The following is a 24,119-nucleotide window of genomic DNA, read 5'->3' on the forward strand; positions in this document are numbered from 1 at the left end:
AGCGACTTCTGTTCTTCAAGGGCCTTGGAGATCGTCTCACCCGCCGCCAGGGCGATATCGATGACCGACTGGCCACGATTGATGGAGTTCTTGACCGAGTTCAGGGCCCCCATGTCCGCGCGCATATTGGATGCGATCGCGAAGATGGCGCCGTTGTCCTTGGCCGTCGAAACGATCTTCCCGGTGTTCACCCGGTTTTGGGCGATATCGAGAGCACGACTGGTTTCGTTCAGATTTTGCAGCGCGACGAGCGAGCCGACATTTGAGTTGATACTATTTGGCACTTTTGGCTTTCCTTCAGTCTTTGACATGACCGACGCCGTTTTGGCCGTCGGAGGCATTCTACCCGACCGGGGTCACGCAAGGATGGAACCAGCGGCGGGCGGACCGTGCCAGACACCCGTTCGTTGAATTTCTTGCGGTACTTCTCGTTCATACCCTTTCCTGCCCGGCATGTTTTGCCGGGGTCCCGGCAGGATTTGCCGGGTGGTCGGCAGTCCCTGCCGGGGTAGCCACAGCCGAACGGTCGACCGGTTGCCGGATCGGGCCGGCCGCAAAACGAAATCGGCCCCGGCGGACAGGGTCCGCCGGGGCTCGAGGATCGGTTCGGGTCGAAAAGACCCGGACGCTTCCGGATTTAGCGGAACAGGCTGAGCAGGATGGAGCCCGACTGGTTGGCGATGCCCAGGGCCTGGACACCCAGCTGCTGCTTGGTCTGCAGGGCCGTCAGGCGGGCGCTTTCCTTGGCCAGATCGGCATCGACCAGGTTGCCAACACCGGATTCCAGGGCGTCCTGCATCTTGCTGGTGAAGGTCAGCTGCCGCTCCAGGGATTTGGAATGGCTGCCGAGCGACGCCAGTTTGGCATTGAAGGCCGCACCGGCAGTATCGACCGCCGCAACGGTCGCACCGGCCCGGAGAATCGCTCCGGTCGCGGTCGCAACGGTGGTCGCAGCGTCGGTCGTGGAATGCACCGTGTAGGTCCCGGCGATGCTCGTTTGAACCACCAGATTGTTGGCGGCCGAACCGGCGGCGTAGATGTTCGTCCCGTCGAAAGTCGCCCCGGCGAGCGCCGCCGTGATTTCAGTGCCGAGGGCGTTGAAGTCAGCGAGATAGGCCGTTTCGGATGCAGAGCCTGCGGCGGAGGACTGGATGGCGACTGCCAGTGCCTTCTGTTCTTCAATCGCCTTGGTGATCGTCTCACCGGCCGCCAGGGCGATGTCGATGACCGCCTGGCCGCGCTGGATGGAGTTCTTGACCGCGGTCAGGGCACCCATGTCTGCGCGCATGTTGGATGCGACCGCAAAGATGGCGCCGTTGTCTTTCGCGTTTGCCACCGCCAGGCCGGTGTTGACCCGATTTTGCGCGACCGTCAGCTCACGGTTGGTCGCGTTCAGGTTCTGGAGCGCAACCATGGCGCCGACGTTCGTATTGATGCTGTTAGCCATTTTGGCTGTCCCTTTGTCTTTGACATTGTCCGACGCCATTTTGGCTGCCGGGAGCGTTCTGCTCGGGATGACTGGGAGCAAGGACGGGGCCAGCGATCAATTGGACAGGCCGGGGCCTTCTGACGCTGTTTTTATTGATTTTTTTATTCTTCCGGCCCGGTTCCGCCGGGCAGAACCTGCCAAGCCCGGGCACGTTCTGCCGGGTAGTCGGCACTGGGTGCCGGCAGAAAAATGCCGGGCGCAGCACCTGTCAGGGCCGGATCAGCGTCCTGCGCCGGGCATCAGCTTCACCTCGCCACCGGTCCTGCAGCGCCCGTTCGGCCAACAGGGTTGCGACGGCAGAGGCCCGGGCGTTTTCGCAAGCGACCAGACGTTCCCCCCGCACCATATAGGCGACTTCAAGATCGGCGAGGGTCGGGGTCTCCGGCAGCCTCTCCAGGACGCACGGCGTCGTCACCGATGCCGGCAGGATCAACCGGGGCGGCTCCGCAGACGGCAGGCGCGAGACGGCACAGCTCGCGGTCATGAGCGGAAAGGCGAGCCATACGGCCCGGTTCCAGCGGCGTTTCAGCATCATGGGCCCTCCTGGCCTCGGCTGCGGCCCGCGCGGTCGTCCGTGCGACCGCGACGGTCTGTTGATGAAGCCGGTCGAGGCGCTGCATCTGTCCTTCAGCCCCCTCGACCTCGAGTCGGCGTGCGGCAGCCTCTGCCCTGGCGAGCGACGCCGCCGCTTCGGCCGCCTGGAGCCGGTGTCTGGCCAGTCCGAAGGGATCCCAGCGGAAACCGAGCCCCGAGAGAACGATCAGGCTCACCCCCAGAAGCCCGACCAGACCCAATGCCCAACCTCTCGGGGTCAGGATCCGGAGCATCGACAGGACCCTCAAGGGAACACCTTTCGATCCAGCTCGAAATGCGGACCGTCCTTCAGACTGCTCCAGTCACCACCCCAGACAATCGCCGTGCCCTGCCGCACGGCGGCGGCCTTGAACGCGGCGGCGATGCGCGGATACAGGGGCCAGTCCCAGCGCACCTGCCCCTCCACCAAAGCCGCCACATCGACCGCATGGCCCGTCAGGTGACGCGACCGCTTCGTCCGGCTCGCGCCTGCCCTCACGAGCGCGGCCTGACGCTCCGGCGTGCGCAGACCTTCAGTGACCATGAATTCCACCGGGCTCAGGGCCGCGGCTTCGCGCACCAGTGCGACCAGGCGGGGGTGGACCCCCGTCAGCCGCCTGAGCGATCGCTCCGACAACCGAAAGCTCATGCCGGCTCCTCCCCGACAGGGCGCGGCCGCAGGACCGCCAGGGTCGCGATCAACTGCTGGGCCGTCGGCGCGACGAGATAGATCACGAGCACCAGCGCCAGCAGGAGCATCAGGGCCTGCGCCAGCCCCGGCGTGGCCTCGGGCGGCACCGCGGCAATCAGGCGGTCGAGCAACAGCCAGGCGACCGCGCTGGTTGCGAACACATACAGTCTTCGCCACAGCCACCGGCCTTCGGCCAGCAGCGGGGCATCCGGTGTGGAAGGCATGGTCATCGGTCATCCTCCGGGTCATCAAGGGGAGCGGCACTGCGTCGCCAGCCGGGGCTGGCCTCGGCGAACAGATCCAGGTCGGTCAGACGGCCGGGGCTGTCCCAGGCCTCCGCGTCCAGCAGCGAGGCATCGGCGCGTTCATGGGAGAGGGTCATGGTGCGGCTCATCCGACCGCCACCAGCCAGACGACGCCCGGGGCACCGTCACCGCCGACGCCGCCCACGGAGACACCCGCTCCGCCGCCGCCTCCACCGCCGCCATAGGCTCCACCCGACGCGCCGGCATGGCCCGCCCCCGACGCCGCCGCGCCGCCTCCGCCTCCGCCACCCCCCGCCGGGGCCAGGGTCGGCCGGGGGGCCGCCGTCCCGGCCGAGCCCGCGGCGCCCGCCCCACCGGCCCCGCCGGCGGCCCTGATCGTGGTCCAGCCTCCGTCGCCGCCAGAGCCACCCGCCCGGGCCGAACCCGCACTGTCGAGCCCGCCACCGGCCCCGCCGCCGCCCGACGCATCCGGCCGGTCAAGACTTTGGCCCGCCTGACCTGCAGCCGCGATACTGGAGGCACCCCCGGCGTTGGCGGGTGGTGCGCCCCGACCTCCTGCGCCGGCTGCGCCACCCCGGCCGTCACCCAGCCCGCCGCCGCTACCCCCCAAGGCTGCCAGCAGGGTCGTTCCGCCCAGTGCAACACTGCTGCTGCCGCCGCCCCGGCCCGTGGCACCCCGGCCACCGGAACCACCGATCCCCACCGCCACGTCCAGGGTTCCACCCAGCAGCTCGGCCGGCCATTCAGCCCGCCCGATTCCGCCCGCGCCACCGCCGCCGCCGCCGAAACGCGAGCCAGAGGCACCGAAGGCCCCGGCCCCGCCGCCCCCGCCGCCGCCAACCGCAAAGACCTCGACGCTGCGCGCCCACCGGGGCACCGGATAGCTTCCGTTGGCGGTGAAGACCGTCACCGACCGGCGGCCGGCACCCTGGCCGACCGTTAGTCGACCGGTGGCGCGATCGACGGTGAAGACGTCATTCCAGACCGAACCGTCCGCGCTGACCTTCAGCCTGAAATCGTCGTCCCCGATCAGCCCCAGCTCCGCCCGCCCGCCCCAGCCGCTCTGGAACAGCAGGGACAGGACATCGCCGGACGCCTCCTTGTTCAGGGTCAGGCGCAGGTCGCCCGTGCCTCCGGACCCGGCTTCCCGCGCCGTCCAGAGTGCGTTGTTCAGCCGGGCCGCAAAGGGATTCGCCGCATCCGCCGTGGTGCCGAGCCCGAGCCGGCCCAGGGCCTGGGCCACACCCAGACGCTCACCCAGCCTGACCCAGTCGCCGCCATGCCGCACCACGACCTCACCGGCGTCCGCGACCAGGGCAATCAGGCCGTCCCCGGCCGGCACGCGCGTCCAGCCACCGCCCTCGGCCCGCAGCAGCGCGCCGGTCGGCTGGCGGCCCCAGTCCGCTCCCGTCGCTCCCGCCGGCAGGATCCACAGCGCCCCGTCCGCCGGCGCGTTTGGCTGGACGGTCATGGTTCGGCTGACCACGACCGTCTGGACCAGGGCGTCCAGCCGGGTCAGCGCCTCGTTGACGGTGACATGCTTCTGCATCTGCCCGGCCGCCAGATAGGGCAGGGCCAGCCGGGCGCTGTGGTCGTCGCTCATGGAAATCTCCGAAATCGTGTCGGAGATCAGTCTGGCCGGGCGGCTTCCTCAGGCGGGCTCATGACGCTGTCGGCGTCAGGAAACGTCCCGAGATCAGGGACTTGAGACGACGGGATATGCTGGCAATCGGCGAAAGGGTAGCGGAGCGACTCCCGGCTAGAGCCGCTGGAACGCCCCCCGGGCCACCACGGGGCCGTCCGGTCGGTCCGCCGCGGGCGTATGGCCGGGTGCTTCCATGGAGACGGCGACGGCCTTGGCCGCGCCGGCCGGGCCGGACAGGGCCCGACCGAGGCTGTGATGCGAAGTGGTCGAACCATCGATGGCCCCGACCAGCTGCACATCGCCCTCGGGCATGACCAGCCACAGGTGCGGCACACGGGTGTCGCCCGCCATCTCATTCGTCGGGGCCAGGTAGAGCTCCCCGGTGCCGGCGTCATAGGCCAGCGTCATCGCCGCCACGCCGCTCTCCAGCGTCAGGGTCGCCACCCGGACGACCGCCGGCGGCGGGGCAGTGGCCACTTCCGGGGCCGGCACCGGTTGCGCCGCCAGCATGACCACCACTGCCAGGCTCGCCGCCAGCAGACCGGTCGAACCGATCGCCCAGCGCCGCCAGAAGACGACCCTGTTGTCATTCGCCGCAACCGGCGCCGTCAGACCGGCCTCGACCCGCGGCCAGACCCCGGCCGACGGCTCGACCGGGACAATCCCGTCGGCCAGGCCGCCCAGACGCTCGTTCCAGGCCTCGACATGCGTCGCGAAGGCTGGCTCTGCAGACGCCCGGGCGCGGGCTGCCGCCTCGTCCTCCGGCGAGAGGACCCTCAGGGCAAGCTCGCCCGCAAGGGCCAGATCTTCGTCCAGACGGCTGTTTTCGGTGTGATCGGTCATGATTCCAGACACATCCTGAGCCGCATCATGCCTCGACGGATCCAGCTCTTCATCGTGCCCAACGGCACATTCTCGCGCGCTGCCAGGGCGTCATAGGTCATGCCGTCCATGAAGGCCGTGCGGATGGCGCCGCCGGTCCTGTCGTCCAACTGGCCGAGACAGTCGTTGAGGCGGCGCACGTCGTCGCGGGTCTCAAGTGACTCGGCCGGCGAGGGCCCCTCGTCGGCGATCACGGTGACCGCCTCGTCGATCGGTGTCGACCTGCGCATGGCCGCCCCCGACCGCAGGCGGTCAATCGCCCGGTTGCGGGCGATGGTCACCAGCCATGTAATGGGGCTTGCACGGGAGGCATCAAAGCTCGCGGCCTTCCGCCATACGGTCAGATAGGTGTCCTGCAAGACGTCCTCGGCGAGCTGTCGGTCGGCCAAGATACGCAGGGTCACGCCCAGTAGCTTCGCCGAGGTCGCATCATAGACACGGCGGAAGGCGGCTCGATCCCCCTCGCCGGCACGGCCGAGCGCCTGGGCCAGTTCATCTCGGGTCAGGATCGCGCTCATTCAGGGGTCCGGCAATGGAGAGGTTCGACTTGGCGGGCACGCCGGTCGTTCGTCAAGCGGTTCAATCGTGCAGATAGACAATGCGTCGCAGCTTGGGATTTCGGCGCATGTCGGCGACGTGCCCTTCATGCGCCCCGGCCGCACGCGCCTCCCGCTCATTGGCCTCGACCCAGTGGGTGGTCTCGATATCCTTCTGCAACGCCCTTGCCGCCATCAGGTGGCCGGGAAACAGGAGGTCGACGATATCGGGTGCGAACGGTACCACCTCCCCGACTGCCGTGGTCGCAGTGTCCAACCCGAGGTAGCTGACCATCTGCAGCAGCGTCCCCGGCGCGGCCCGCGCCCGCAGTCCCTGCATCAGCAGCCAGGCCGCAGCCCCGACACTGTAGACCGTGCCCACGACGGGGACCCAGGTCAGCAGGCCGTCCAGACCGATGCCGAACGGACCGATGCCCACCGCCCGGTCCGAGAGCTTCTTGACGCCCTCGACATTGGACCAGATTTTCTCGATATCCGCGACCGACCGTCTGGCCATGCCTGCCCTCCCGAAGCGAGACCGTAACGTGCCATGACGAACCTCGTTCAGCCGGAAAGGCAAGGTCCCTTCGCAAAAGCGATCATGTGGGCAGGCAGGTTTTCACTGGCGGGGCTGGTCGCATTGCCGACCTTCATGGCCCTGGTGGCGCTCACCGGAATGCGCAACCAGTACGCTGATCTGATGGCCCAGTTCACCGCGCCCGCCTTCTTCGCCAGCGTGGGCCTGGGGGTCGCCTTCCTGCTCTTCCGTCAACGGCGCTGGGCTGCCGCGAGTCTCGCGCCGGCGGCCCTGCTGTTGCTCGCCGCGTCTCCCCAGTGGTTCCCGCCGGCCGCTCGACCCGAGACCGGTGCGGCCTCGATCCGGCTCTATTCGGCCAATCTCTGGGTCCGCAACCGCGACGTCGAGGCCATCGCCGCCTCCATCCGCCAGGCGGACGCCGATATCGTCATGCTGATCGAGCTGGGCGACGCCACCGCGCCCCATCTGGACGCTTTGATCGGTGACTATCCCCACCGGATCGCCGGCCCCCGGATCGATCGTCCAAACGGCGACGTCCGTTCGGTGATCGCATCCCGATTTCCGCTCGTCGCGCTCCCGCGTCCTGACACGTTCGAAGCGGTCGGTGCCACGGCCATGACCCCGCTCGGTCCGGTCAATCTGGTCAGCGTCCATCTCACCCGACCCTGGCCCTTCGAGGAATCATGGGGCCAGATCAGCCAGACCATGGCCCTCGACGGGATGCTTGAGAACCTGAGCGGCCCCGTTGTCGTCGCCGGTGATTTCAACAGTGTCTCGAGTGCCCGCATCGGCAAGATGGTCCAGCGCGACATCGGCCTGCGTCCGGCCGCGGGGTTCCCCGGGACCTGGCCGGCGGCCTTGCCGTCCCCGCTCGGGATCACCATCGACCAGGTCTATGCCTCGCCCGATCTCGCCTTCATCAGCCGCCGCCTCGGCCAACCCACGGGCTCGGACCACCGCCCCGTGGTGACGGAAATCACCCGCGCGGCGCCCTGACCAGGGCGGCCAGCCGTTCGGCATGGCCCTCTGACGGAAAGTCGTCGGCGATCCAGCCGTCCTCGAACGCCTTCAGGATTCGCCCGGTCTCCGGCCCGGGCTCCACGCCGAGCCTCGCCAGTTCCCGGCCTCCGACCGGCATGGACGGCCGTCGCCAGCCCTCGGCCAGAGCCAGCAACCGCTGCGCATCGGCGTCCCCGGCCGGGTTCTCCGCCCGACGACGGTTCAGGGCGTCAGCCACCGCACGCACGCCGAAACGATAGGCCGCGGCGCGGACGTCGGGATCGCTCATCACCAGGCTGACCACGGGGTCTGCCACGGCGGCGGCGGCCAGCCGGTCGCGGGTTGAGTTTGGCAACCGAAGCCGCGTCGCGGCCTCCCTCACGACTCGCTCGTCGCTCGGGAGCAGGGTCATCAGCCGGATCACCGGATCGCCGCCCTGCGCCACGGCCGCATCGAACTGCGGACCGGCCGCGGCCTCCGGCAGGATCTGCGCCAGCACCCCGGCGGCCGACATGGCCGCCATGGCCTCGCGGGGGTCAGGGGCCGCCAACAGGGTCATCAGCTCTTTTGAGACCCGCTCGGCCGACAGCCGTGTCATTCCGGCTGCCAGCGCCCCGCAGGCCGTCAGGGCCGCAGCATCGGGTTCACCCCGACCGTACCAGGCGAAGAAGCGGAAGAACCGCAGGATCCGCAGATAGTCCTCCCGAATCCGCGTCTCCGGATCGCCCACGAAGACGATCCGTCCTGCGACCGCATCCGAAACCCCGGCTCCGGTCGGATCGAACACCTGCCCCTCGCCATCGGCATAGAGGGCGTTGAGCCGGAAATCCCGGCGAGCGGCGTCCTCGGCCCAGTCGTCGGTAAAGGCCACGGTCGCATTGCGGCCGTCCGTCGTGACGTCGCGGCGCAGGGTCGTGATCTCGAACGGCTGGTGCGCCGACACCGCCGTCACCGTGCCATGGGCCATGCCGGTCGGCACGGCCTTCAGCCCGGCGGCGCGGATCGCCCGGTCGGTCTCCTCGGGCTTCAGCGTCGTGGCGATATCGATGTCCGCGACCGGGGCCCCGATCAGGGCATTGCGCACGCATCCGCCGACGAAGCGCGCGCAGTCAGGACCACCCGCCGCCTCCAGCGCCGCCATGACTGCGCGCGTGGCCGGGGCCGTCAGCCATGGCTGGTCGTCGAGCCGCCTCACGCCGCATCCTCCGCCACCGCGACCTGCGGCAACGCCTCCTCGCCGTAAAGCCGCGTCCGCAGCGCCCGCACGATCCCCGCCGTCACGCCCCAGATGTAGCGCTGCCCATGCGTCATGGACCAGTACCACCGGCGGGGCTGACCTTCGCGGTCATAGGAGTCGCGGCTGTGGTTGGACGGGTCCATCAGGAAATCCCACGGCACCTCAAACACCTCGGCCACCTCATCCGGCGACGGTGTCGTCTGGGGCCGGGCGGTCAGCCAGCCGACCACCGGGGTCACCAGAAAGCCGGTTCCGGTCTCATAGGCATCACCGACCCCCAGCACCTCGACCAGCGCCGGGTCCAGCGCCACCTCCTCGAAGGCCTCGCGCAGGGCGGCCTCGACCGCCGTCTCGCCGGGGTCCAGCCGCCCGCCCGGAAAGGCGATCTGGCCGGTGTGGCTGGCGAGGCTGTCGGAGCGGCGGGTCATCAGCACCGTCGCCCCCTCCGGCCCTGCGATGACCGGAATCAGGACGGCTGCGGGGCGCAGGGTTCGCTCGGGCCGCTCGGCACCCGGGTTGAGATCAAAGTCCGATCGCGCAGGCGGACGACCGGGCGTCCAGGCGGCGGCCGGCTCAAGCTGGTCGATCAGCCTTTCCCTCAGGCTTGAGAGACTCATGCCACGCCCGCCCCATCCGGCCCCAGCGCAAAGCCGACGCCGCCCGACCGAACCGTCAGCCGCCCGTCCTCGACTTCCGCCATCTCGACCAGTTCATAAAAGACCGGCCGTGTGATCCGCGCCCACAGGTCCGCCCGGACATGCACCGACGGCGACGGCTCGCCTGTCTCCGGGTCGGTATCGACGCGGATCGGATGCTCCGGGCCCGCCTCGGCCTCGTCACCGACATCGGTGGTGAAGACCAGCCCGTCCCCGCGCCGCACCACACTGACAGCCCGGAACGGCAGGTCCTCAACCCGGATCGACAGCTTCTCGCCCGGCGTGACCAGCACATAGCCGTCGTCGTCCTTGCGCAGCACGGTCGAGAACAGTCGCACCAGCTCCGCCCGCCCGATCGGCGAGCCCTCGTGCATCCACAGGCCGTCGCGGCGGATGACGATGTCGATCTCGCCACAATGGGCCGGGTGCCAGAGGTGCACGGGCGGCAGGTCACGACCGGGCGCCTGCTTCGCCGCCGCCGCGACGCCCGCCAGTCCGGTCTTGCTGTCCGCGGATTCAGCCATGCGCCAGACTTAGGCTGCGTTTCCCTGTTCGGAAAGGCGCGGGATCCGCCGTCAGGCGGGCGCGACCGGTCCCGACGGCTCGCCCGCGCCACGCCACAGCACCCGACGCTGATCGACCGGACCGGCCAGGCTGACATCCGCTGCGGGCCGAAAGCCAAACCGGCCGAACCAGGGAAGATCGCCGACCAGCAGAATACCGGCGTCCCCGGCATGGTCGACGCAGGCCTGCACCAGATCGGCACCCAGCCCTGCCCGACGGCTGGCGGCTGAAACCGCGATCGGACCGAGGAACAGGGCGGGCTCCCCGCCGATGGTGATGGCCCACAGCCGCACCGAACCGATGACACGCCCGTCCTCACGCGCGACAAGGCCGACAGCCACTCGCGCCCGCTCCCGCAGCCGTTCCGCCGTCTTGGCGAAGCGGCCGGGGCCGAAGGCGGCCAGAACCAGCGCCTCGACCGCCGATGCATCGGCGGGGGCTTCGATCTCGATGCGCCAGGAGGCTTCCCGGAGCGTTTGTCTGGCTGGGGCGACGATCATGAGGGCGCGCAACTAGGGCTCGCCGCTCCGTGAATCAACCGGCTTTCGAGAAATCCGGCGCGCGCTTCTGGCTGAAGGCCATGAAGGCCTCCATCGCCTCGGGGCTCGACATCTGGCTGCCGAAGGCCTCGCCCTCGCGCAGCATCAGCGCCCAGAGGTGTTCGGCGTCCCGCATCAGCCGCTTGGTCTTGCGGATGGAATTGGGGGCCCGCGCCGCCAGCCTGCCTGCGAGATCGGCCGCCACGGCATCGACCTGGTCCGCCGGCACGGCCCGGTTCGCCAGGCCCCAGGCCATGGCGGTTCGACCGTCGATCGGCTCGCCGAGGGCGAAAATCTCGAACGCCCGTTGATGGCCGACGACCGCCGGCAGCAGCATCGACGATGCCGCCTCGGGGGCCAGCGCCAGATTGATGAAGGGGGCCGAAAGCAGGGCATCCTCGGCCACCACCACCATGTCGCAATGCAGCAGCAGGGTCAGGCCGATGCCGACCGCCCGGCCCCGGACAGCGGCCACCGCCGGCTTGTCGAGATCGGCCAGGGCCCGCAGGAAATGGAATACGGGCGCGTCGATCACCTGCCCCCCGCCCTGCGATCCGATGGCGATGAAGTCGGCGATATCGTTGCCGGCGGAGAAGCTGTCGCCCTCACTCCGGAACATCAGCACCCGAACGGCGTCGTCCGTCCGCGCGCGCTGCGTCGCCTCGGCCAGCGCCGCATACATGGCCTGGGTGATGGCGTTCTTCTTCTCCGGCCGCGCCAGGGTGACGGTCAGGACGCCGCCTGCCAGCTCGGTCTGAATTTGGTCGGTCACGCTGCCTCTTCCCCTTGGATCATTGTCCACCAGTCCACGCCGTCTGCATCGCGCGTCCGGCTCACCCGGCCCCGATGCAGCAGATAGTTCAGATGCGCGATCGCTTCGCCCGTGGCCATACCGCGCGCGCCGTCCCCGACCGTCCGCGCGAACAGGGCGCCGAAGACATCGACCGCCCGCTTCGGGGTCTGCAAGGTCTTCTCCAGCCGCTTCAGCGACACCTCATGGCCCCGGATCAGGGCGTCCAGCCGCGTATGCACACCGAAAAACGGCTCACCATGTGACGGCAGGATCAGGCCGTCATGGGGCAGGATGCCCTTCATCCGCTCCAGCGAGTCCAGCCAGTCGCCCAGCGGATCGGCGGCCGGCTCGGTCGGCCAGACCGACACATTCGACGATATCCGCGGCAGGATCTGGTCTCCGCCCAGCACCACGCCGTCGGCCTCGCGCCACAGACAGGCATGTTCGGGGCTGTGGCCCTCGCCGATCACGACCCGCCAGTCCTGCCCGCCGATCTTCAGCCGATCGCCCTCGCGCATCCGCACATAGCCCGTCGGCATCGGTGACACGGCCCGGCCGAACTGCCCGAACTCACGCCGCCAGGTCTCGACCTGCCCCGCGTCCCAGCCGGCGGCGCGATAGTGGATCGCCCCCGCCTCCGGTGCCGGCTGTCCGGTGTCCGCCAGCAGCATCCGCGCAGTGACATATTCGACCCGCGTCATGACCAGCGGCGCGCCCGTCCGCTCACACAGCCAGCCGGCCAGGCCGATATGGTCGGGATGCATATGGGTGCAGATCACCCGCGTGACCGGCTTCCCGCCCAGGGGGCCCGCCAGCATGGCGTCCCAGCGGTCGCGCGAGTCCGGAATGTTCAGCCCGGTATCGACCAGCACCCAGCCGTCACCGTCCTCAACGGCATAGACATTGATGTGGTTCAGGGCGATCGGCATCGACAGCCGCATCCACAGCACACCCGGCGCGACCGTCACGGCCTCACCGAAGCCGGGCGGTACGGGATGCGGATAGGTCAGCCCGCGTCGGTCGCGCGCCGCCTGATCGCTATCCACCGGGGCGACTCCGTCCGCCAAGTCCGTCTCCAATTGCAACGCATCGACCTGATACCCTCAAGCGGCGGGTCCCGTCCAGCCGCTCATGCCCCCGACCGCTCGCCTGACGCCTTGACCCCGCCACATCACCCCGCCAAGGGTGGGCGAAACGGTTTTCCTGCCCGGAGTGTTCTCGTGTTCCACAAAAACTTGCTCGCACTGGCGGGCGGAGCCCTGGCCCTCGCCCTGATCGCGACCCAGCCCGCCTTTGCGCAGGACGTCCCCGATAATCCCGATCCGGGCGGTCGTTCGGAATCCGACCGGGCCTCCGGCAACGTCCGCGGCGAAAGCGTGCTGCCGGGCCGGATCGGCGGCGGTCGCCCTGACCGCCCCCAGGACAACCGTGCGACCCGCAATCGCAACGCCCCGCCGCCCCCGCCGACGCCCGAGCAGATCCTCGCCGAGGCCCAGGCCATCGTCACCGCCGCCGGCTCGACCTGTTCCGTGACCGAAGCCATCCAGCCCGGCGTCGATCCCGAACGGCGGAAAATCTACGAAGCCGCCTGCGCCGAAGGCCCGGGCTACATCCTGGTCGCGGCCACCCCGGCCCAGGCCTTCGACTGCCTCGAGCTGGCCGGGACGGCCGCGACCGCCCGCCTGCGCGACCCGGCCGCCGACGTCGGCCAGCAGTGCACGCTCCCTGCCAACCAGAACGGCCTGGCCGTCATCGGTGGCTGGGCCCGCACCGCCGGCGTCAGCTGCACGATCGATCAGGCCATCGCCATCGGCAAGAGCGACGCCGACAACATCGTCTATGAGGTCGGCTGCGCCGGGGTGGACGGCTACTGGCTCGAAAAGGTCGGCACCGGCTGGAAGCTTCAGGACTGCCTGCAGATCGCCTCTGTCGGCGGAACCTGCCGCTTCACCACCGGTCAGGAGCAGGCCGACGGCTTCGAGCCCAAACTGGCCGGCACCGACGCCGCCGCCTGCGACGTCACCCAGGTTCGCCTGATGGGCCAGAATGCCAACGGCCGCTTCTATGAGGCCAAATGCGCCGCCGAGGGCGAGGGCTATATCGCCCGCATCAACGCCGAGGGCGTGACCCAGCAGATCTATCCCTGCGCCACAGCCCAGCGCATCGGCGGCGGCTGCCGCCTCACCCCGGCCCCGGCGGCACCCGCCCCGACCGAGTAACCGGACGGCAGTTCCATCGAAACGACGCCCCGGGGTTCGCTCCGGGGCGTTTTTCGTTACAGCGATCCCCGCTTCACAGACCGCCCCGACGCGCCTTAAGCAGGGCCTATGCGTATCGCCACCTGGAACGTGAACTCCGTCAACGCCCGCCTGCCGACGGTGCTGGCCTGGCTGGAGGCGGCCCGGCCCGACGTGGTCGGCTTCCAGGAGATCAAATGCCTCGACGAGAAATTCCCCCGCGAGGCCTTTGAGTCGCTCGGCTACAATGTCGAGACCAACGGCCAGAAGACCTACAACGGCGTCGCCCTGCTCTCGAAATACCCGCTCAGCGACGTGCGCCGCGGCCTGCCCGGCGTCGACGCCTCGGGCTTCGAGGCGGAATTTGAACAGGCCCGATATATCGAGGCCGTGATCGAATGCCCGCGCCCGGTCCGCGTCGGTTGCCTCTACCTGCCCAACGGCAACCCGATCGGCACCGAGAAATTCGCCTACAAACTGGCCTGGATGGACCGGCTGCAGGCCCATGCGAAGGCCCTGCTCCGGCAGGAAGAGGCCTTCACCCTCTGCGGCGACTACAATGTCATCCCGACCTCGGACGACGCGAAGAACCCGGCCGCCTGGACCGGTGACGCCCTGTTCCAGCCCGAAAGCCGCGCCGCCTTCCGGGCCCTGACCCATCTCGGCCTGTCCGAGGCCGGCGCCCTGGGCAAACAGCCGCCCGGGACCTACACCTTCTGGGACTATCAGGCCGGGGCCTGGCAGCGCGACCACGGCATCCGTATCGACTTCCACCTGCTCTCGCCCCAGGCGGCCGACCGCTTCATCGGGGTCGAGACCCATCGCGACGCCCGCGACATGGACAAGCCGTCGGACCACGTCCCCGTGGTCGTCGAGCTGGAGGACTGAGCTTGGCCGATGTCCTCAGGGTCATACTGCTGGTCGCCCTTGCGGCCGCGGCCCTGACCACGGGGGCCCTGGTGCTGAACTGGTGGATGGAGCCGGTCCGCCGCATGCGCCGGGCCCTGCTGAAATCGCTGGGTGTCACCCCCGAGGCCGAGGCCCTGTCCCCCGCCGAGGGCCGCGCCGCCGGCCTCGACTTCGACGGTGCCCAGGTCGCCGTGCTCTGGAACCGCGGCAGCGCCGGCCTGGTCTATGCCTTCGAGGAGATCGAGGGCGGCGAGATCATCGTCGACGGCCACGTCGTCGCCCGCGTCCGCCGCGGCGAGGCTCGCAAGGCGCTGGACCTCATGGCCCCCGAAGCCGAACAGGTGGTGCTGCGACTGATGTTCGCAGATGCCCGCCATCCCGAGTTCGAACTGGCCCTCTGGGACGCCACCCTGCCGGTCCAGACCGGCTCCCCCGGCGAAGCCCTCCGCCTCGGCCGCCGCTGGCTCTCCCATCTGGAAGCGCTGCTGAAGGGCTGACCAAAGACCCCGCGCGTCAGCGCGTGAGGGTTCATCACAACGGGCACGGCGAGGGCACAACGGACACGACGGGACCGTGGGCTCGTCGAGGCCGGCGGCATTCGCCATAGCCATGGTATCGCGGCGTTCGCCGCATACGCTGATCGAGGCCTTGGCCTCGATCCAGAGGCTTCCCGGTGTTCGGGAGCGAGTTCGGCCCTGTCCATCATCTCCGGACCCGTCGTGTCCGTTGTGCCCGCGTTGTGCCCGTTGTGAAGAACCTGCCTCCGCCAGGGCGAGGGCACCAAGGGGCCACGCAACTCACACGGTTGACAGCGGCAGCCCTTCCGCCCCCGCCCCCGGCCCGCTAGAAACCCCCATCCCCGTTCCCGAGTTCCCTGAGGAGCCCCCGTGGCCCGCCTGTTCGACGCCTACATCATCGCTGACTGGACCGCCGCCGAGGGCAAGAAGCTCGGTGATACGTCCCTGTGGATCGGCGTGGCCAAACGCGACGTACGCTTCCGGCTCTATTCCGAGACCCACAATGTCGCGACCCGGGCCGAGGGCGAGGCCCTGCTGGCCTCCCTGCTGGCCGAGCACCGCAAGCGCGGCGACCGGGTGCTGGTCGGCTTCGACTTCAATTTCGGCTTCCCCGCCGGCACGGCCGAACGGCTCAAACTGACCGGGACCCCATGGTCGGCGATGTGGAAATTCCTCGCCTCGAACGTGGTCGACAAGCCCGACAACACCAACAACCGCTATCAGGTCGCGGCCAAGATCAACCGTCTGATGACCGATGAGGCCTGGCCCATGTGGGGTGCCCCGGCCAATCAGGCCCAGCGCTGGCTGACCACCACCAAGCCGCCCGCCGGTTCAGGTGCCGACATCCCCGAATACCGCGCGACGCAGGACGCCGTCCGCAAGGGCAAGCTCCAGCCCAAATCGGTCTGGCAGATGCACGGCGCCGGCGCCGTCGGCGGCCAGACCCTGGTCGGCGTCCCCGCCGTTCGCCGTCTGCTGGAAAAGCTCGGCCCCTCGGGCGCCGTCTGGCCCTTCGGCACCGGCTGGCGCGCCCTGGACGCCGCCGACGTCGAGCCGCTCTCGGCCCTGCTGGTCGAGGTCTACCCCTCGATGTTCGACGCCAGACCCAATGAGGGCGAGTTCAAGGACCAGGCCCAGGTCCGCGTCACCGCCGAACATTTCGCCGCCCTCGACGAGGCCGGCACCCTGTCGACCGCCTTCGCCCCGCCCAAGGGCGCAGACGAGGCCCTGATCGCGAAGGTCGAGCAGGAAGAAGGCTGGATTCTGGGGGCGTAGCTGCCACCCCGTCACTGCTATCGTCATTCCGGGCGCAGAGTCGCGCAGCGGCTCGGAGACCCGGAACCCAGCGGCGCCGCGACGGCGGCGAAACGCCGGCCTGTGCAAAGAGATCCTCGCCATCGGTGCTCCCGACAGCTTCGCGCTCTCGCGCGCCGCTGGGTTCCGGGTCTTCGCTGCGCTTCGCCCGGAATGACGAAAGCAAAAACAGCCGCCGTCATCCCCCCGTCACCGCCCGCCCCTATCCCCGGCGCATGATCCGGCTCATCCTGCTCACCATCGCCCTCCTCACCGCGAGCCCCGCGCTGGCCCAGACATCCCATCCCCTCATCATCGCCCACCGCGGGGCCTCCGGCGAACGCCCGGAGCACACCCGCGCGGCCTATGACCTCGCCATCCGGCAGGGGGCCGACGTCATCGAGCCCGATCTGGTCATCAGCCGCGACGGCGTCCTGATCGTGCGCCATGAGAATGAGATCGGCGGCACCACCGACGTCGCCGACCGTCCCGAATTCGCCGCCCGCCGCGCCACCAAAGCCATCGACGGCGAGACCCTGACCGGCTGGTTCACCGAGGACTTCACCCTGGCCGAGCTCAGGACCCTGCGCGCCCGCGAACGCCTGCCCGAGCTCCGCCCCGCCAACACCGCCTTCGACGGGCAGGAGCCGATCCTGACCTTTGACGAGGCCCTCGACATCGCCGCTGCGGCGGGCGTCGGCATCGCCCCCGAGCTGAAACACCCGACGTATTTCGCCGCCCTCGGCCTGCCGATGGAGGATGCCTTCGTCGCCGTGCTGGAAAGGCGCGGCCTGACCGGCGCCGACGCCCCCGTGATCGTCCAGTGTTTCGAGGTCGGCCCCCTGCAACGCCTGCGCGCCCGTATCGCGACGCCGCTGCTGCAGCTGGTCGCCGCCGGTGGCGGCCCGGCCGACCGCCCGGACCTGTCATATGCCGCCATGACCACGCCGCAGGGACTCGCCGACATCGCCAGATACGCAGACTGGATCGGCACCGACACGGCCCTGATCGAACCGACCCCCGGCACGCCCTCAGCCCTCATCACCGACGCCCACAGAGCAGGCCTCAAGGTCGCCGCCTGGACCTTCCGCGCCGAAAACGCCTTCCTGCCCGAAGCCGACCGCCTCGGCACAGACCCCGCCGCCCACGGCCGCCTGCGCGAACGCCTCGCCCGGTTCGCGGCCTACGGCCTGGACGCCGCCTTCATGGACCAGCCGGTTCTGGGCCGCTGAAGCCACCCTTCCCGCCCCCAATCCTCCGTCCCCTTCCGACCCCCAACCGTGCCTTCTCGCCCCTGTTCGAAATTTTTTTCCTCAGCGCGCGTTGCAGCCCCCGTACAATAGACACCGTCGGTCCCCGAACCGCCGCCGATCTTTGACAATCCACCCCCCCGCGACCGCCCCAGGCGCGGTGAACCCCCGGCCCAGCTGTGCCTGGCCGACGCCCCGAGAGGGTCGAGAAGACAGCTTTTCGGCATTTTTCGGGGGGCGCGTCGGGCAGCAGACCGGAAAGAGGTTGGCTCTTGTCATCCCGGCCGAACCCCGGCGAAAGCCGGGGGGAGAGCCGGGACGGGCCAGCACACAGACTTTTTGCTCCCGGACGCTGCGTCAGCAGCGAGCCGGGAGACAGGTCAGGCCAAAGCGCGGCACCCACCCGTCTCCCGGATAATCGAAGGCGATTTCCGGGAGGCTTTCTTAAGTGGGGGCCGCCGTCCCGGCTCTCCCCCCGGCTTTCGCCGGGGTTCGGCCGGGATGACAAGCTCTCACCGGGAAAGGATTACCCCCCGACCCTCCCGAAGTCCGCCACCCGGCCCATCACGCTGCGAACCTGCCCCAGCAGTTTCAGCCGGTTGTCCCGCTCTTCGGCGACGTCCGAATTGACCATCACCTTGTCGAAGAAGGCATCCACCGGGGCCCGCAGCCGCGACAGCGCGGTCATGGCGGCGGCGAAATCCTCGGTCTCCAGGGCGGCGTCCACGGCGGTCGCAGCGGCGGCGGCGGCCAGCGCCAGGGTGGTCTCCGGCTCCGGCTGTCCCGGCAGGCCGGTCCGCACCTCGCCGGTCGGCACGCCCCCCTTCTTCTCCTCGGCCTTGAGGATGTTGGACGCCCGCTTGTACCCGGCCAACAGATTGGCCCCGTCGTCCGTGGCGAGGAACCCGTCCAGCGCCTCCACCCGCCGCACGATGCGGACGAGGTCATCGTCGCCCAGCGCGAAGACCGCATCGACGAGATCATGGCGCTTGCCCTGATCGCGGAGGAGAACCTTCAGGCGGTCGGCGAAGAAGGCGAGGACGTCGTCCGCGACGCCACGGCTCATTTCCCAGCCCGGCATACGCTTTCCGTCGGCGACATCGGCAATCTCAGTTGAAAACTCTTGCCCAAAATCTTCGTCGTTTCGGACCTTGAACCAGCGACGTTGGAAATCGCGGGCTTCACGCAGTCCGGGCTCCTCACCCGAGTAGTTGGCCAGCACCCGCTGGGTATGGCCCCAAAGATTCGTCCAGAACAATCGGGCTGCAGGTCCACGACTGAATCGAACCGTATTCTCCAACACCAGCCGGATCACCCCCAGCGCCGCCCGTCGCAGCGCGAACGGGTCCTTCGACCCCGTCGGCTTTTCATCAATCGCGAAGAACCCGACCAGCGTGTCCAGCTTGTCCGCCAGCGCCACCGCCACCGTCAGCGGCGCGGTCGGCACGGAGTCCGCCGGTCCCTGCGGCTTGTAGTGATCCCGCACGGCGTCGGCGACGCCCTCAACATAGCCCTCCCCCTCGACGGGGGAGGGTTGGGAGGGGGTGGAGGCAGGCGATCGGTCGGCGGGCGCGGATGGGCTCGGGCGGTCAGACGACGACGCCTCCTGCGCCCTGTCCTGACGCGACGCGGCTCCACCCCAGCCCCCGACCCCTTCCCCGTCGAGGGGAAGGGGAGAAGAAAGGGCGCGGGCGTAGTAGCCGCCCATGACCCCCTGCAGTTCCGGGAACTCCCCGACCATGGCCGAAGCCAGATCGGCCTTCGCCAACCGCGCGGCAACCTCCGCCTGATCCGGATCGGCCCCCACCAGCGGCGCGATCTCCCGCGCCAGCGCCGCAATCCGCTCGACCCGCTCGGCCAGCGTCCCCAGTTTGGCGTGGAAGGTCACGCCTTCCAGCTTCTTCGACCAGACGTCGAAGCCGGTCTTCAGGTCCTCGTCCCAGAAGAAGCGGGCGTCATCCAGACGGGCCGACAGGACGCGACTGTTGCCGGCGGCCAGCGCCTTGCCGCCGTCCGTCGCCTCGACATTGGCCACCACCACAAAATGCGGAGCGAGGCCGTGCTTGGCCGGATCACGCACCGCAAAGTATTTCTGGTGCACCTTCATCGACAGCCGGACCACCTCGGGCGGCAGGCTGAGGAAGGCCGGGTCCATGTCGCCCAGGATCGGCGTCGGCCATTCGGCCAGCCCCGCCACCTCGTCCAGCAGGCCGTCGTCGTCTACCAGCGCCAGACCCCGGTCGGCACAGACCTTCTGCGCCGCTTCCAGGATCTTCAGCCGCCGGTCGGCCGCGTCCAGCAGGACGAAATCGCTCTCCAGCTTCGCGCGATAGTCGGCGAAATCCTTGACCGCGAACGGCCGGCCGCAGCCGAGGAAACGATGCCCCTCGGTCAGGTCGCCGCTCTCAATCCCGTCGATCCCGAACGGCACGACATGGCCGTCGAACAGGGCGACGATCCGCTTCAGCGGCCGCACCCAGCGCAGGCTGCCCGAACCCCAGCGCATCGATTTGGGCCAGGGGAAGCCGCGCACGATCTGGTCGACCATCTCCGGAATCAGGGCCGCCGTCGGCTGGCCCTGGCTGCTGAGGACGGCGAAGAAGACGCCGTCCCGCTCGACCAGCTGGTCCCTCATCAGGCCGGTCTTCCGCAGAAAGCCCTCCAGCGCCTGCTCCGGCGCATTGGCCCGCGGTCCCTTGACCTCTTCCTCGCGGTCCGGCGTCGCCTTGGGCAGCCCCTCGACCACCAGCGTCAGCCGCCGCGGCCCCGCAAAGGTCGTCAGCGCCTCATACGTCAGCCCGGCGGCCTTCAGCCGCTCGGCGGCCATCCGCTCCAGATCACGCGCCGCCCCGCCCTGCATGCGGGCCGGGATCTCTTCGGAGAACAGTTCGATCAGCAGCTGGGCCATCAGACGCGCCCCCTTTCCTGCTCGACCCATTCGGTCGCGCAAGCCTTGCAGAGATCGCGGATGCGCCCGATGTAGCTCTGCCGCTCCGCCACCGCGATCGCCCCGCGCGCGTCCATCAGGTTGAACAGGTGACTGGCCTTCAGCACCTGGTCATAGGCCGGCAGCACCAGCGCCTGATCCTGCGGCCCCTTCATCGCCAAAAGGCGCGAAACCTCGCCGACCATGTCCTCGAACCGCCGCTTCAGCCCGTCGACGTCATAACCATGAAAATTGGCCTCTGACTGCTGGCGCTCGTTCTCGAGGAAGACCTCCCCATAGGTCAGCCCCTCCTTGGTGAACTTCAGGTCGTAGACGTTGTCGACGCCCTGGACATACATCGCCAGCCGCTCCAGCCCATAGGTCAGCTCGCCCGAGACCACATCGACCTCGATCCCGCCCACGCCCTGGAAATAGGTGAACTGGGTCACCTCCATCCCGTCGCACCAGACCTCCCAGCCCAGCCCCCAGGCCCCGACCGTGGGGTTCTCCCAGTCGTCCTCAACGAAGCGGATGTCGTGCAGTTTCGGATCGATCCCGATCGCCTCCAGCGACCCCAGATACAGGGCCTGAAGGTCGTCCGGGTTCGGCTTCAGGATCACCTGATATTGGTAATAGTGCTGTAATCTATTGGGATTTTCGCCATAGCGCCCGTCGCCCGGCCGCCGCGACGGCTGCACATAGGCCGCCTTCCACGGACGCGGCCCCAGCGCCCTTAGCACCGTCGCAGGATGCAGGGTCCCCGCCCCGACCTCGATGTCATAGGGCTGCAGGATCGCGCAGCCCTGATCGCCCCAGTATTTGTGGAGCGTCAGGATGAGGTCCTGGAAGGCGAGCGGTTCGGTGGTCACGTCAGGCTGTTCGCAGTCGCAAAATGAGAGGCGCGGACCCTAGACGGGCGGCCCTTTGGCGGCAAGGCAAAGCCCCGCCAAACCCTTCCTTAAGCGCGCCCGGGCTATGACCGCGCCATGAAGCAGATCGACCAGATGCGCCGGCGGGCCGCGCGCTATCTCGACATCGACCCGGTGACCATCGCGCCGGCGCGCGGCGTGTTCTCGCTGAGCTTCGACGACTTCCCGGCCAGCGCCTGGACGGAGGCCGGGCCGGTCCTCGCCGCCCATGGTGTGAAAGCCACCTACTACGTCTGCGGCGGCCTCGCGGACGGGCTCAATATGGACCGCGACCAGTTCCGGGTTCCGCATCTGCAGGCCCTGCACGCCGCCGGTCATGAGGTGGGCTGTCACACCTTCGGCCATACCAGCGCCCTGCGCATGGATACCGAAGCCCTCCGCCTCAGCCTCGACGCCAACGCCGCCTGGGTCGCCGAGCGGCTGGACGGCCACCGCATGACCACCTTCGCCTGGCCGTTCGGCGATGCCACGGTCGGGGCCAAGCGGGTCGTCCGACAGCGCTTCGCCATGGCCCGCGGCGTCCGCGACGGCGTCAACGCCGGCCCCGAGGACCGGGCCCTGATCAAGAGCATCGGCCTCGAAAGCCGCCGCCTCCCCGGCTACGACCTCGAAGGCCTGATGGCCGAAACGGCCGCGTCGAAAGGCTGGCTGACGGCCTACGGGCACGATGTGAGCGACAGGCCCACGGACTACGGCTGCACCCCGGCCGATCTAGACCGGGTGCTGCGGGCTGCCAAGGCGGCCGGGTTGGAGATCGCGCCGGTCGGCGAGGCCTGGGCCAGCATCACCCGATAGCGAAAGAGAGCTAGGCCGCTTCGCGCATCATCGCCGCCTTGCGCCCCTCCGCCCACTTGATCAGGGCGGCGCGCGGGAAGGCCACGATCCAGGAACGCGCCGTGTATTCGTCCTTTTCGATCAGGGCGGCGCGGGTCGGCGAGCTGGTGGCGGCACGCTGGGTGTGAATCTCGCCCGGCCCCTGATGCACCAGGAAGGCCCCGTGCTTCAGCAGGTTGAGCCGCAGATAGGCCAGACGCGGGCTGATCTGCTCCAGCGGCGGATCATAGAACCAGCTGGAGCCCAGCATGCCCGCCATCTCGGGGCGGCGTTTGCAGATCTCGGCCGCGGTGGCCCAGGCGCGGTCCCAGCCGGCCTCGTTGAAGTCCGACAGTTCGCGGCTCTCGGTATGAACCTCCAGCCACGGCTTCCAGGCCTGGGCGGCGGCATAGGCCGGGATCACCGACCAGCCCCAGCCCTCGCGGGCGTGGCGCAGCACCTGCCCCGGCCCCAACGGCGAGCTCAGGTCGATCATCTGGGTACGCGCACCGGGCACGCTGAGGACCAGCGAGATGCGCACATCCTTGGCCCAGAAGTCGCGGTCATAGGGATCGGCGGCGGCCGTCAGGAAGTCGGCCAGACGGCCGATCCACTCCGGATAGAGCTCCAGCACAGCGTCCGGCAGGTCGGCGGCCTGAATGCGCGCCGGCATCTCCAGCGCCCACAGCGCGACCAGCGCGCGGCGGTGATCGTCGGTCAGCGCGGGGCCGAAGGCCTCGGCTAGGGCCGCTTCGGCACGATGGCCCGGCTGGTCGAAATCCCAGTGCGTGGCTGAGGCGGCGGCCGCAGCGGCGGCGGCGTCCTTGAGGGCGTGAAGCCGGACTCGATCCTCGATCGGGACCTTGTTGAGCACGGCTTCAAAGGCGGCGATCCGAGCAGGCGAGAGCGTTTCCATACGACCAGTCTGCCAGAGACGCGTTTGCCTGCGGTTAAGGCGACGACCGGCGGCTATCGCAGCGTGGTCGCGCGAATCCACCAGCCCGGCTGAACCGCCGAAAGGGCCTCCCCAGCGGCCTTCGCGGCGGCGATCGTGTCGAACAGGGCGAAGACGGTGGCCCCCGAGCCCGACATCCGCGTCAGGCGCACGCCGGACAGGGCAGCGGTGACCGAAAGGGCCTCGCCGATGGCAGGAGCGAGGGTCACGGCCGGTGCCTGCAGGTCGTTTCGCTGGCCAGCCAGCCAGTCGATGACGGAGGAGAGCCGCCAGTCCGCGGGCGGCGCGGGGCGGTCGGCGCGGCCTGACGGTTCGGCGTCAAAGGCGCGATAGACCGCACCGGTCGCGGACGGAACGCCGGGATTGACCAGCAAGGCAGGGAGCGGCGGCAGGCCGGTTTCGAACGTCAGGACGTCACCCCGCCCCTCGGCCCAGGCGGCACGGGCATGCAGGCACATGGGGCCGTCGGCACCGATACCTGCGGCGATCCCCGCCAGCGCCGCATCGTCCAGCGCCAAGCCCAGCACATCGCGCGCCAGCTTCAGCGCGGCTCCGGCATCCGACGAGCCACCGCCCAGCCCGGCGGCGACGGGCAGTTGCTTGTCGAGAGTGATGGCCAACCCCGGTTCCCCGATCCCGGCCGCGGTGCCCAGCGCCCGCGCCGCTCGCAGCACCAGATTGTCATCCGTGCCGTCGAGCGCCCCGGCGAAGGATCCGGCAACGGTCAGCGACAGCCGGTCCGCGCGCTCCACCGTCAACCCGTCGCCGACGTCCGCGAAGGCGACCAGACTGGCCAGTGGGTGATAGCCGTCCGCCTCGAGCGGCCCGACATGCAGGAACAGATTGACCTTGGCAGGCGCGAGCCCGCTGACCTCGGCCAT

The 24,119-nt window shown here is 69.3% G+C and carries 27 protein-coding genes; 7 read left to right on the forward strand and 20 right to left on the reverse strand.

The genetic code is table 11. The features are described from left to right. The 10 genes from Q0053_RS09825 to Q0053_RS09870 all read right to left on the reverse strand — a co-directional run. Positions 1-311: flagellin (locus Q0053_RS09825; RefSeq protein WP_367276684.1), on the reverse strand; the 311-nt coding region annotated here is incomplete at its 3' end. 326 nt (positions 312-637) lie between these two features. Then, positions 638-1,447 carry a flagellin gene (locus Q0053_RS09830; RefSeq protein ID WP_298099456.1) on the reverse strand — a complete coding sequence of 270 codons (810 nt, stop codon included), beginning with the start codon at positions 1,445-1,447 and terminating at the stop codon, positions 638-640. Positions 1,448-1,697: 250 nt separating this feature from the next. Beyond that, the gene (locus Q0053_RS09835; RefSeq protein WP_298099460.1) at positions 1,698-2,024 is read right to left on the reverse strand and encodes a hypothetical protein; all 327 of its coding nucleotides are present in this window, start codon (positions 2,022-2,024) and stop codon (positions 1,698-1,700) included. Positions 2,025-2,327: 303 nt separating this feature from the next. After that, a complete protein-coding gene (locus Q0053_RS09840; protein WP_298099463.1) occupies positions 2,328-2,711 on the reverse strand; it encodes a M15 family metallopeptidase in 384 nt (127 codons plus the stop codon). Then, entirely contained in the window at positions 2,708-2,983 is a 276-nt protein-coding gene (locus tag Q0053_RS09845; RefSeq protein ID WP_298099465.1) for a hypothetical protein, read from the reverse strand. Before Q0053_RS09845 ends, Q0053_RS09840 begins: the two co-directional genes overlap by 4 nt. Next, a complete protein-coding gene (locus tag Q0053_RS09850; RefSeq protein ID WP_298099467.1) occupies positions 2,980-3,135 on the reverse strand; it encodes a hypothetical protein in 156 nt (51 codons plus the stop codon). Before Q0053_RS09850 ends, Q0053_RS09845 begins: the two co-directional genes overlap by 4 nt. A gap of 8 nt (positions 3,136-3,143) precedes the next feature. Further along, a complete protein-coding gene (locus Q0053_RS09855; protein WP_298099470.1) occupies positions 3,144-4,622 on the reverse strand; it encodes a DUF2793 domain-containing protein in 1,479 nt (492 codons plus the stop codon). 156 nt (positions 4,623-4,778) lie between these two features. Continuing rightward, positions 4,779-5,507, reverse strand: a complete 729-nt coding sequence (locus Q0053_RS09860) for an anti-sigma factor (RefSeq protein WP_298099473.1) — start codon at positions 5,505-5,507, stop codon at positions 4,779-4,781. Beyond that, positions 5,504-6,064: a sigma-70 family RNA polymerase sigma factor gene (locus Q0053_RS09865; protein ID WP_298099476.1), complete on the reverse strand. Its 561-nt coding sequence runs from the start codon at positions 6,062-6,064 to the stop codon at positions 5,504-5,506. Before Q0053_RS09865 ends, Q0053_RS09860 begins: the two co-directional genes overlap by 4 nt. Before the next feature lie 61 nt (positions 6,065-6,125). Further along, positions 6,126-6,599 (reverse strand): DUF4112 domain-containing protein, encoded by a 474-nt coding sequence (locus tag Q0053_RS09870; RefSeq protein WP_298099479.1) that lies wholly within the window; start codon positions 6,597-6,599, stop codon positions 6,126-6,128. 84 nt (positions 6,600-6,683) lie between these two features. Here Q0053_RS09870 and Q0053_RS09875 point away from each other — a divergent pair, with 84 nt between their 5' ends. Continuing rightward, positions 6,684-7,616, forward strand: coding sequence for an endonuclease/exonuclease/phosphatase family protein (locus Q0053_RS09875; RefSeq protein WP_298099482.1), 933 nt, complete (start codon positions 6,684-6,686; stop codon positions 7,614-7,616). Here the strand turns inward: Q0053_RS09875 and Q0053_RS09880 are convergent. The 6 genes from Q0053_RS09880 to Q0053_RS09905 are packed head-to-tail and all read right to left on the reverse strand — an operon-like array spanning position 7,597 to position 12,475. Next, positions 7,597-8,814, reverse strand: a complete 1,218-nt coding sequence (locus tag Q0053_RS09880) for a CCA tRNA nucleotidyltransferase (RefSeq protein WP_298099484.1) — start codon at positions 8,812-8,814, stop codon at positions 7,597-7,599. The two genes, Q0053_RS09875 and Q0053_RS09880, sit on opposite strands and share 20 nt — an antisense overlap. After that, a complete protein-coding gene (locus Q0053_RS09885) occupies positions 8,811-9,473 on the reverse strand; it encodes a CoA pyrophosphatase (protein ID WP_298099487.1) in 663 nt (220 codons plus the stop codon). The genes Q0053_RS09880 and Q0053_RS09885 overlap by 4 nt, the downstream gene beginning before the upstream one ends. Further along, the gene (locus Q0053_RS09890) at positions 9,470-10,036 is read right to left on the reverse strand and encodes a DUF1285 domain-containing protein (protein WP_298099489.1); all 567 of its coding nucleotides are present in this window, start codon (positions 10,034-10,036) and stop codon (positions 9,470-9,472) included. Before Q0053_RS09890 ends, Q0053_RS09885 begins: the two co-directional genes overlap by 4 nt. 51 nt (positions 10,037-10,087) lie before the next feature. Beyond that, complete coding sequence (locus tag Q0053_RS09895; RefSeq protein WP_298099492.1) at positions 10,088-10,576, reverse strand: GNAT family N-acetyltransferase; 489 nt, start codon at positions 10,574-10,576, stop codon at positions 10,088-10,090. Between the two features lie 34 nt (positions 10,577-10,610). After that, a complete protein-coding gene (locus Q0053_RS09900) occupies positions 10,611-11,387 on the reverse strand; it encodes an enoyl-CoA hydratase (protein WP_298099495.1) in 777 nt (258 codons plus the stop codon). Then, on the reverse strand, positions 11,384-12,475 hold the full coding sequence (locus Q0053_RS09905) for an MBL fold metallo-hydrolase (protein WP_298099497.1): 1,092 nt from the start codon (positions 12,473-12,475) through the stop codon (positions 11,384-11,386). The genes Q0053_RS09900 and Q0053_RS09905 overlap by 4 nt, the downstream gene beginning before the upstream one ends. Before the next feature lie 153 nt (positions 12,476-12,628). Between Q0053_RS09905 and Q0053_RS09910 the strand changes: the two genes are divergently transcribed. The 5 genes from Q0053_RS09910 to Q0053_RS09930 all read left to right on the forward strand — a co-directional run bounded on the left by Q0053_RS09910 (position 12,629) and on the right by Q0053_RS09930 (position 17,597). Then, positions 12,629-13,627 (forward strand): hypothetical protein, encoded by a 999-nt coding sequence (locus Q0053_RS09910; protein ID WP_298099500.1) that lies wholly within the window; start codon positions 12,629-12,631, stop codon positions 13,625-13,627. A 108-nt stretch (positions 13,628-13,735) separates the two neighbouring features. Then, positions 13,736-14,533 carry an exodeoxyribonuclease III gene (locus tag Q0053_RS09915; protein WP_298099503.1) on the forward strand — a complete coding sequence of 266 codons (798 nt, stop codon included), beginning with the start codon at positions 13,736-13,738 and terminating at the stop codon, positions 14,531-14,533. Between the two features lie 2 nt (positions 14,534-14,535). Beyond that, positions 14,536-15,051 (forward strand): hypothetical protein, encoded by a 516-nt coding sequence (locus Q0053_RS09920; protein ID WP_298099507.1) that lies wholly within the window; start codon positions 14,536-14,538, stop codon positions 15,049-15,051. Between the two features lie 390 nt (positions 15,052-15,441). Continuing rightward, a complete protein-coding gene (locus tag Q0053_RS09925; protein WP_298099510.1) occupies positions 15,442-16,347 on the forward strand; it encodes a cobalamin biosynthesis protein CbiG in 906 nt (301 codons plus the stop codon). A 254-nt stretch (positions 16,348-16,601) separates the two neighbouring features. Next, positions 16,602-17,597 carry a glycerophosphodiester phosphodiesterase family protein gene (locus Q0053_RS09930; protein WP_298099513.1) on the forward strand — a complete coding sequence of 332 codons (996 nt, stop codon included), beginning with the start codon at positions 16,602-16,604 and terminating at the stop codon, positions 17,595-17,597. A gap of 544 nt (positions 17,598-18,141) precedes the next feature. On the opposite strand, the gene glyS is transcribed toward Q0053_RS09930, so the two are convergent. Together glyS and Q0053_RS09940 are read right to left on the reverse strand one after the other, a co-directional pair. Continuing rightward, complete coding sequence (gene glyS, locus Q0053_RS09935) at positions 18,142-20,523, reverse strand: glycine--tRNA ligase subunit beta (protein ID WP_298099515.1); 2,382 nt, start codon at positions 20,521-20,523, stop codon at positions 18,142-18,144. After that, positions 20,523-21,410 carry a glycine--tRNA ligase subunit alpha gene (locus tag Q0053_RS09940; RefSeq protein ID WP_298099518.1) on the reverse strand — a complete coding sequence of 296 codons (888 nt, stop codon included), beginning with the start codon at positions 21,408-21,410 and terminating at the stop codon, positions 20,523-20,525. The genes glyS and Q0053_RS09940 overlap by 1 nt, the downstream gene beginning before the upstream one ends. A gap of 117 nt (positions 21,411-21,527) precedes the next feature. Between Q0053_RS09940 and Q0053_RS09945 the strand changes: the two genes are divergently transcribed. Then, positions 21,528-22,265, forward strand: coding sequence for a polysaccharide deacetylase family protein (locus Q0053_RS09945; protein WP_298099521.1), 738 nt, complete (start codon positions 21,528-21,530; stop codon positions 22,263-22,265). Between the two features lie 10 nt (positions 22,266-22,275). On the opposite strand, the gene Q0053_RS09950 is transcribed toward Q0053_RS09945, so the two are convergent. After that, entirely contained in the window at positions 22,276-23,199 is a 924-nt protein-coding gene (locus Q0053_RS09950; protein ID WP_298099524.1) for a hypothetical protein, read from the reverse strand. A 53-nt stretch (positions 23,200-23,252) separates the two neighbouring features. Beyond that, positions 23,253-24,119 carry a 4-(cytidine 5'-diphospho)-2-C-methyl-D-erythritol kinase gene (locus Q0053_RS09955; RefSeq protein WP_298099526.1) on the reverse strand — a complete coding sequence of 289 codons (867 nt, stop codon included), beginning with the start codon at positions 24,117-24,119 and terminating at the stop codon, positions 23,253-23,255.

The organism is Brevundimonas sp., assembly GCF_027487935.1.
In the GTDB taxonomy this organism is placed as follows: Bacteria; Pseudomonadota; Alphaproteobacteria; order Caulobacterales; family Caulobacteraceae; genus Brevundimonas.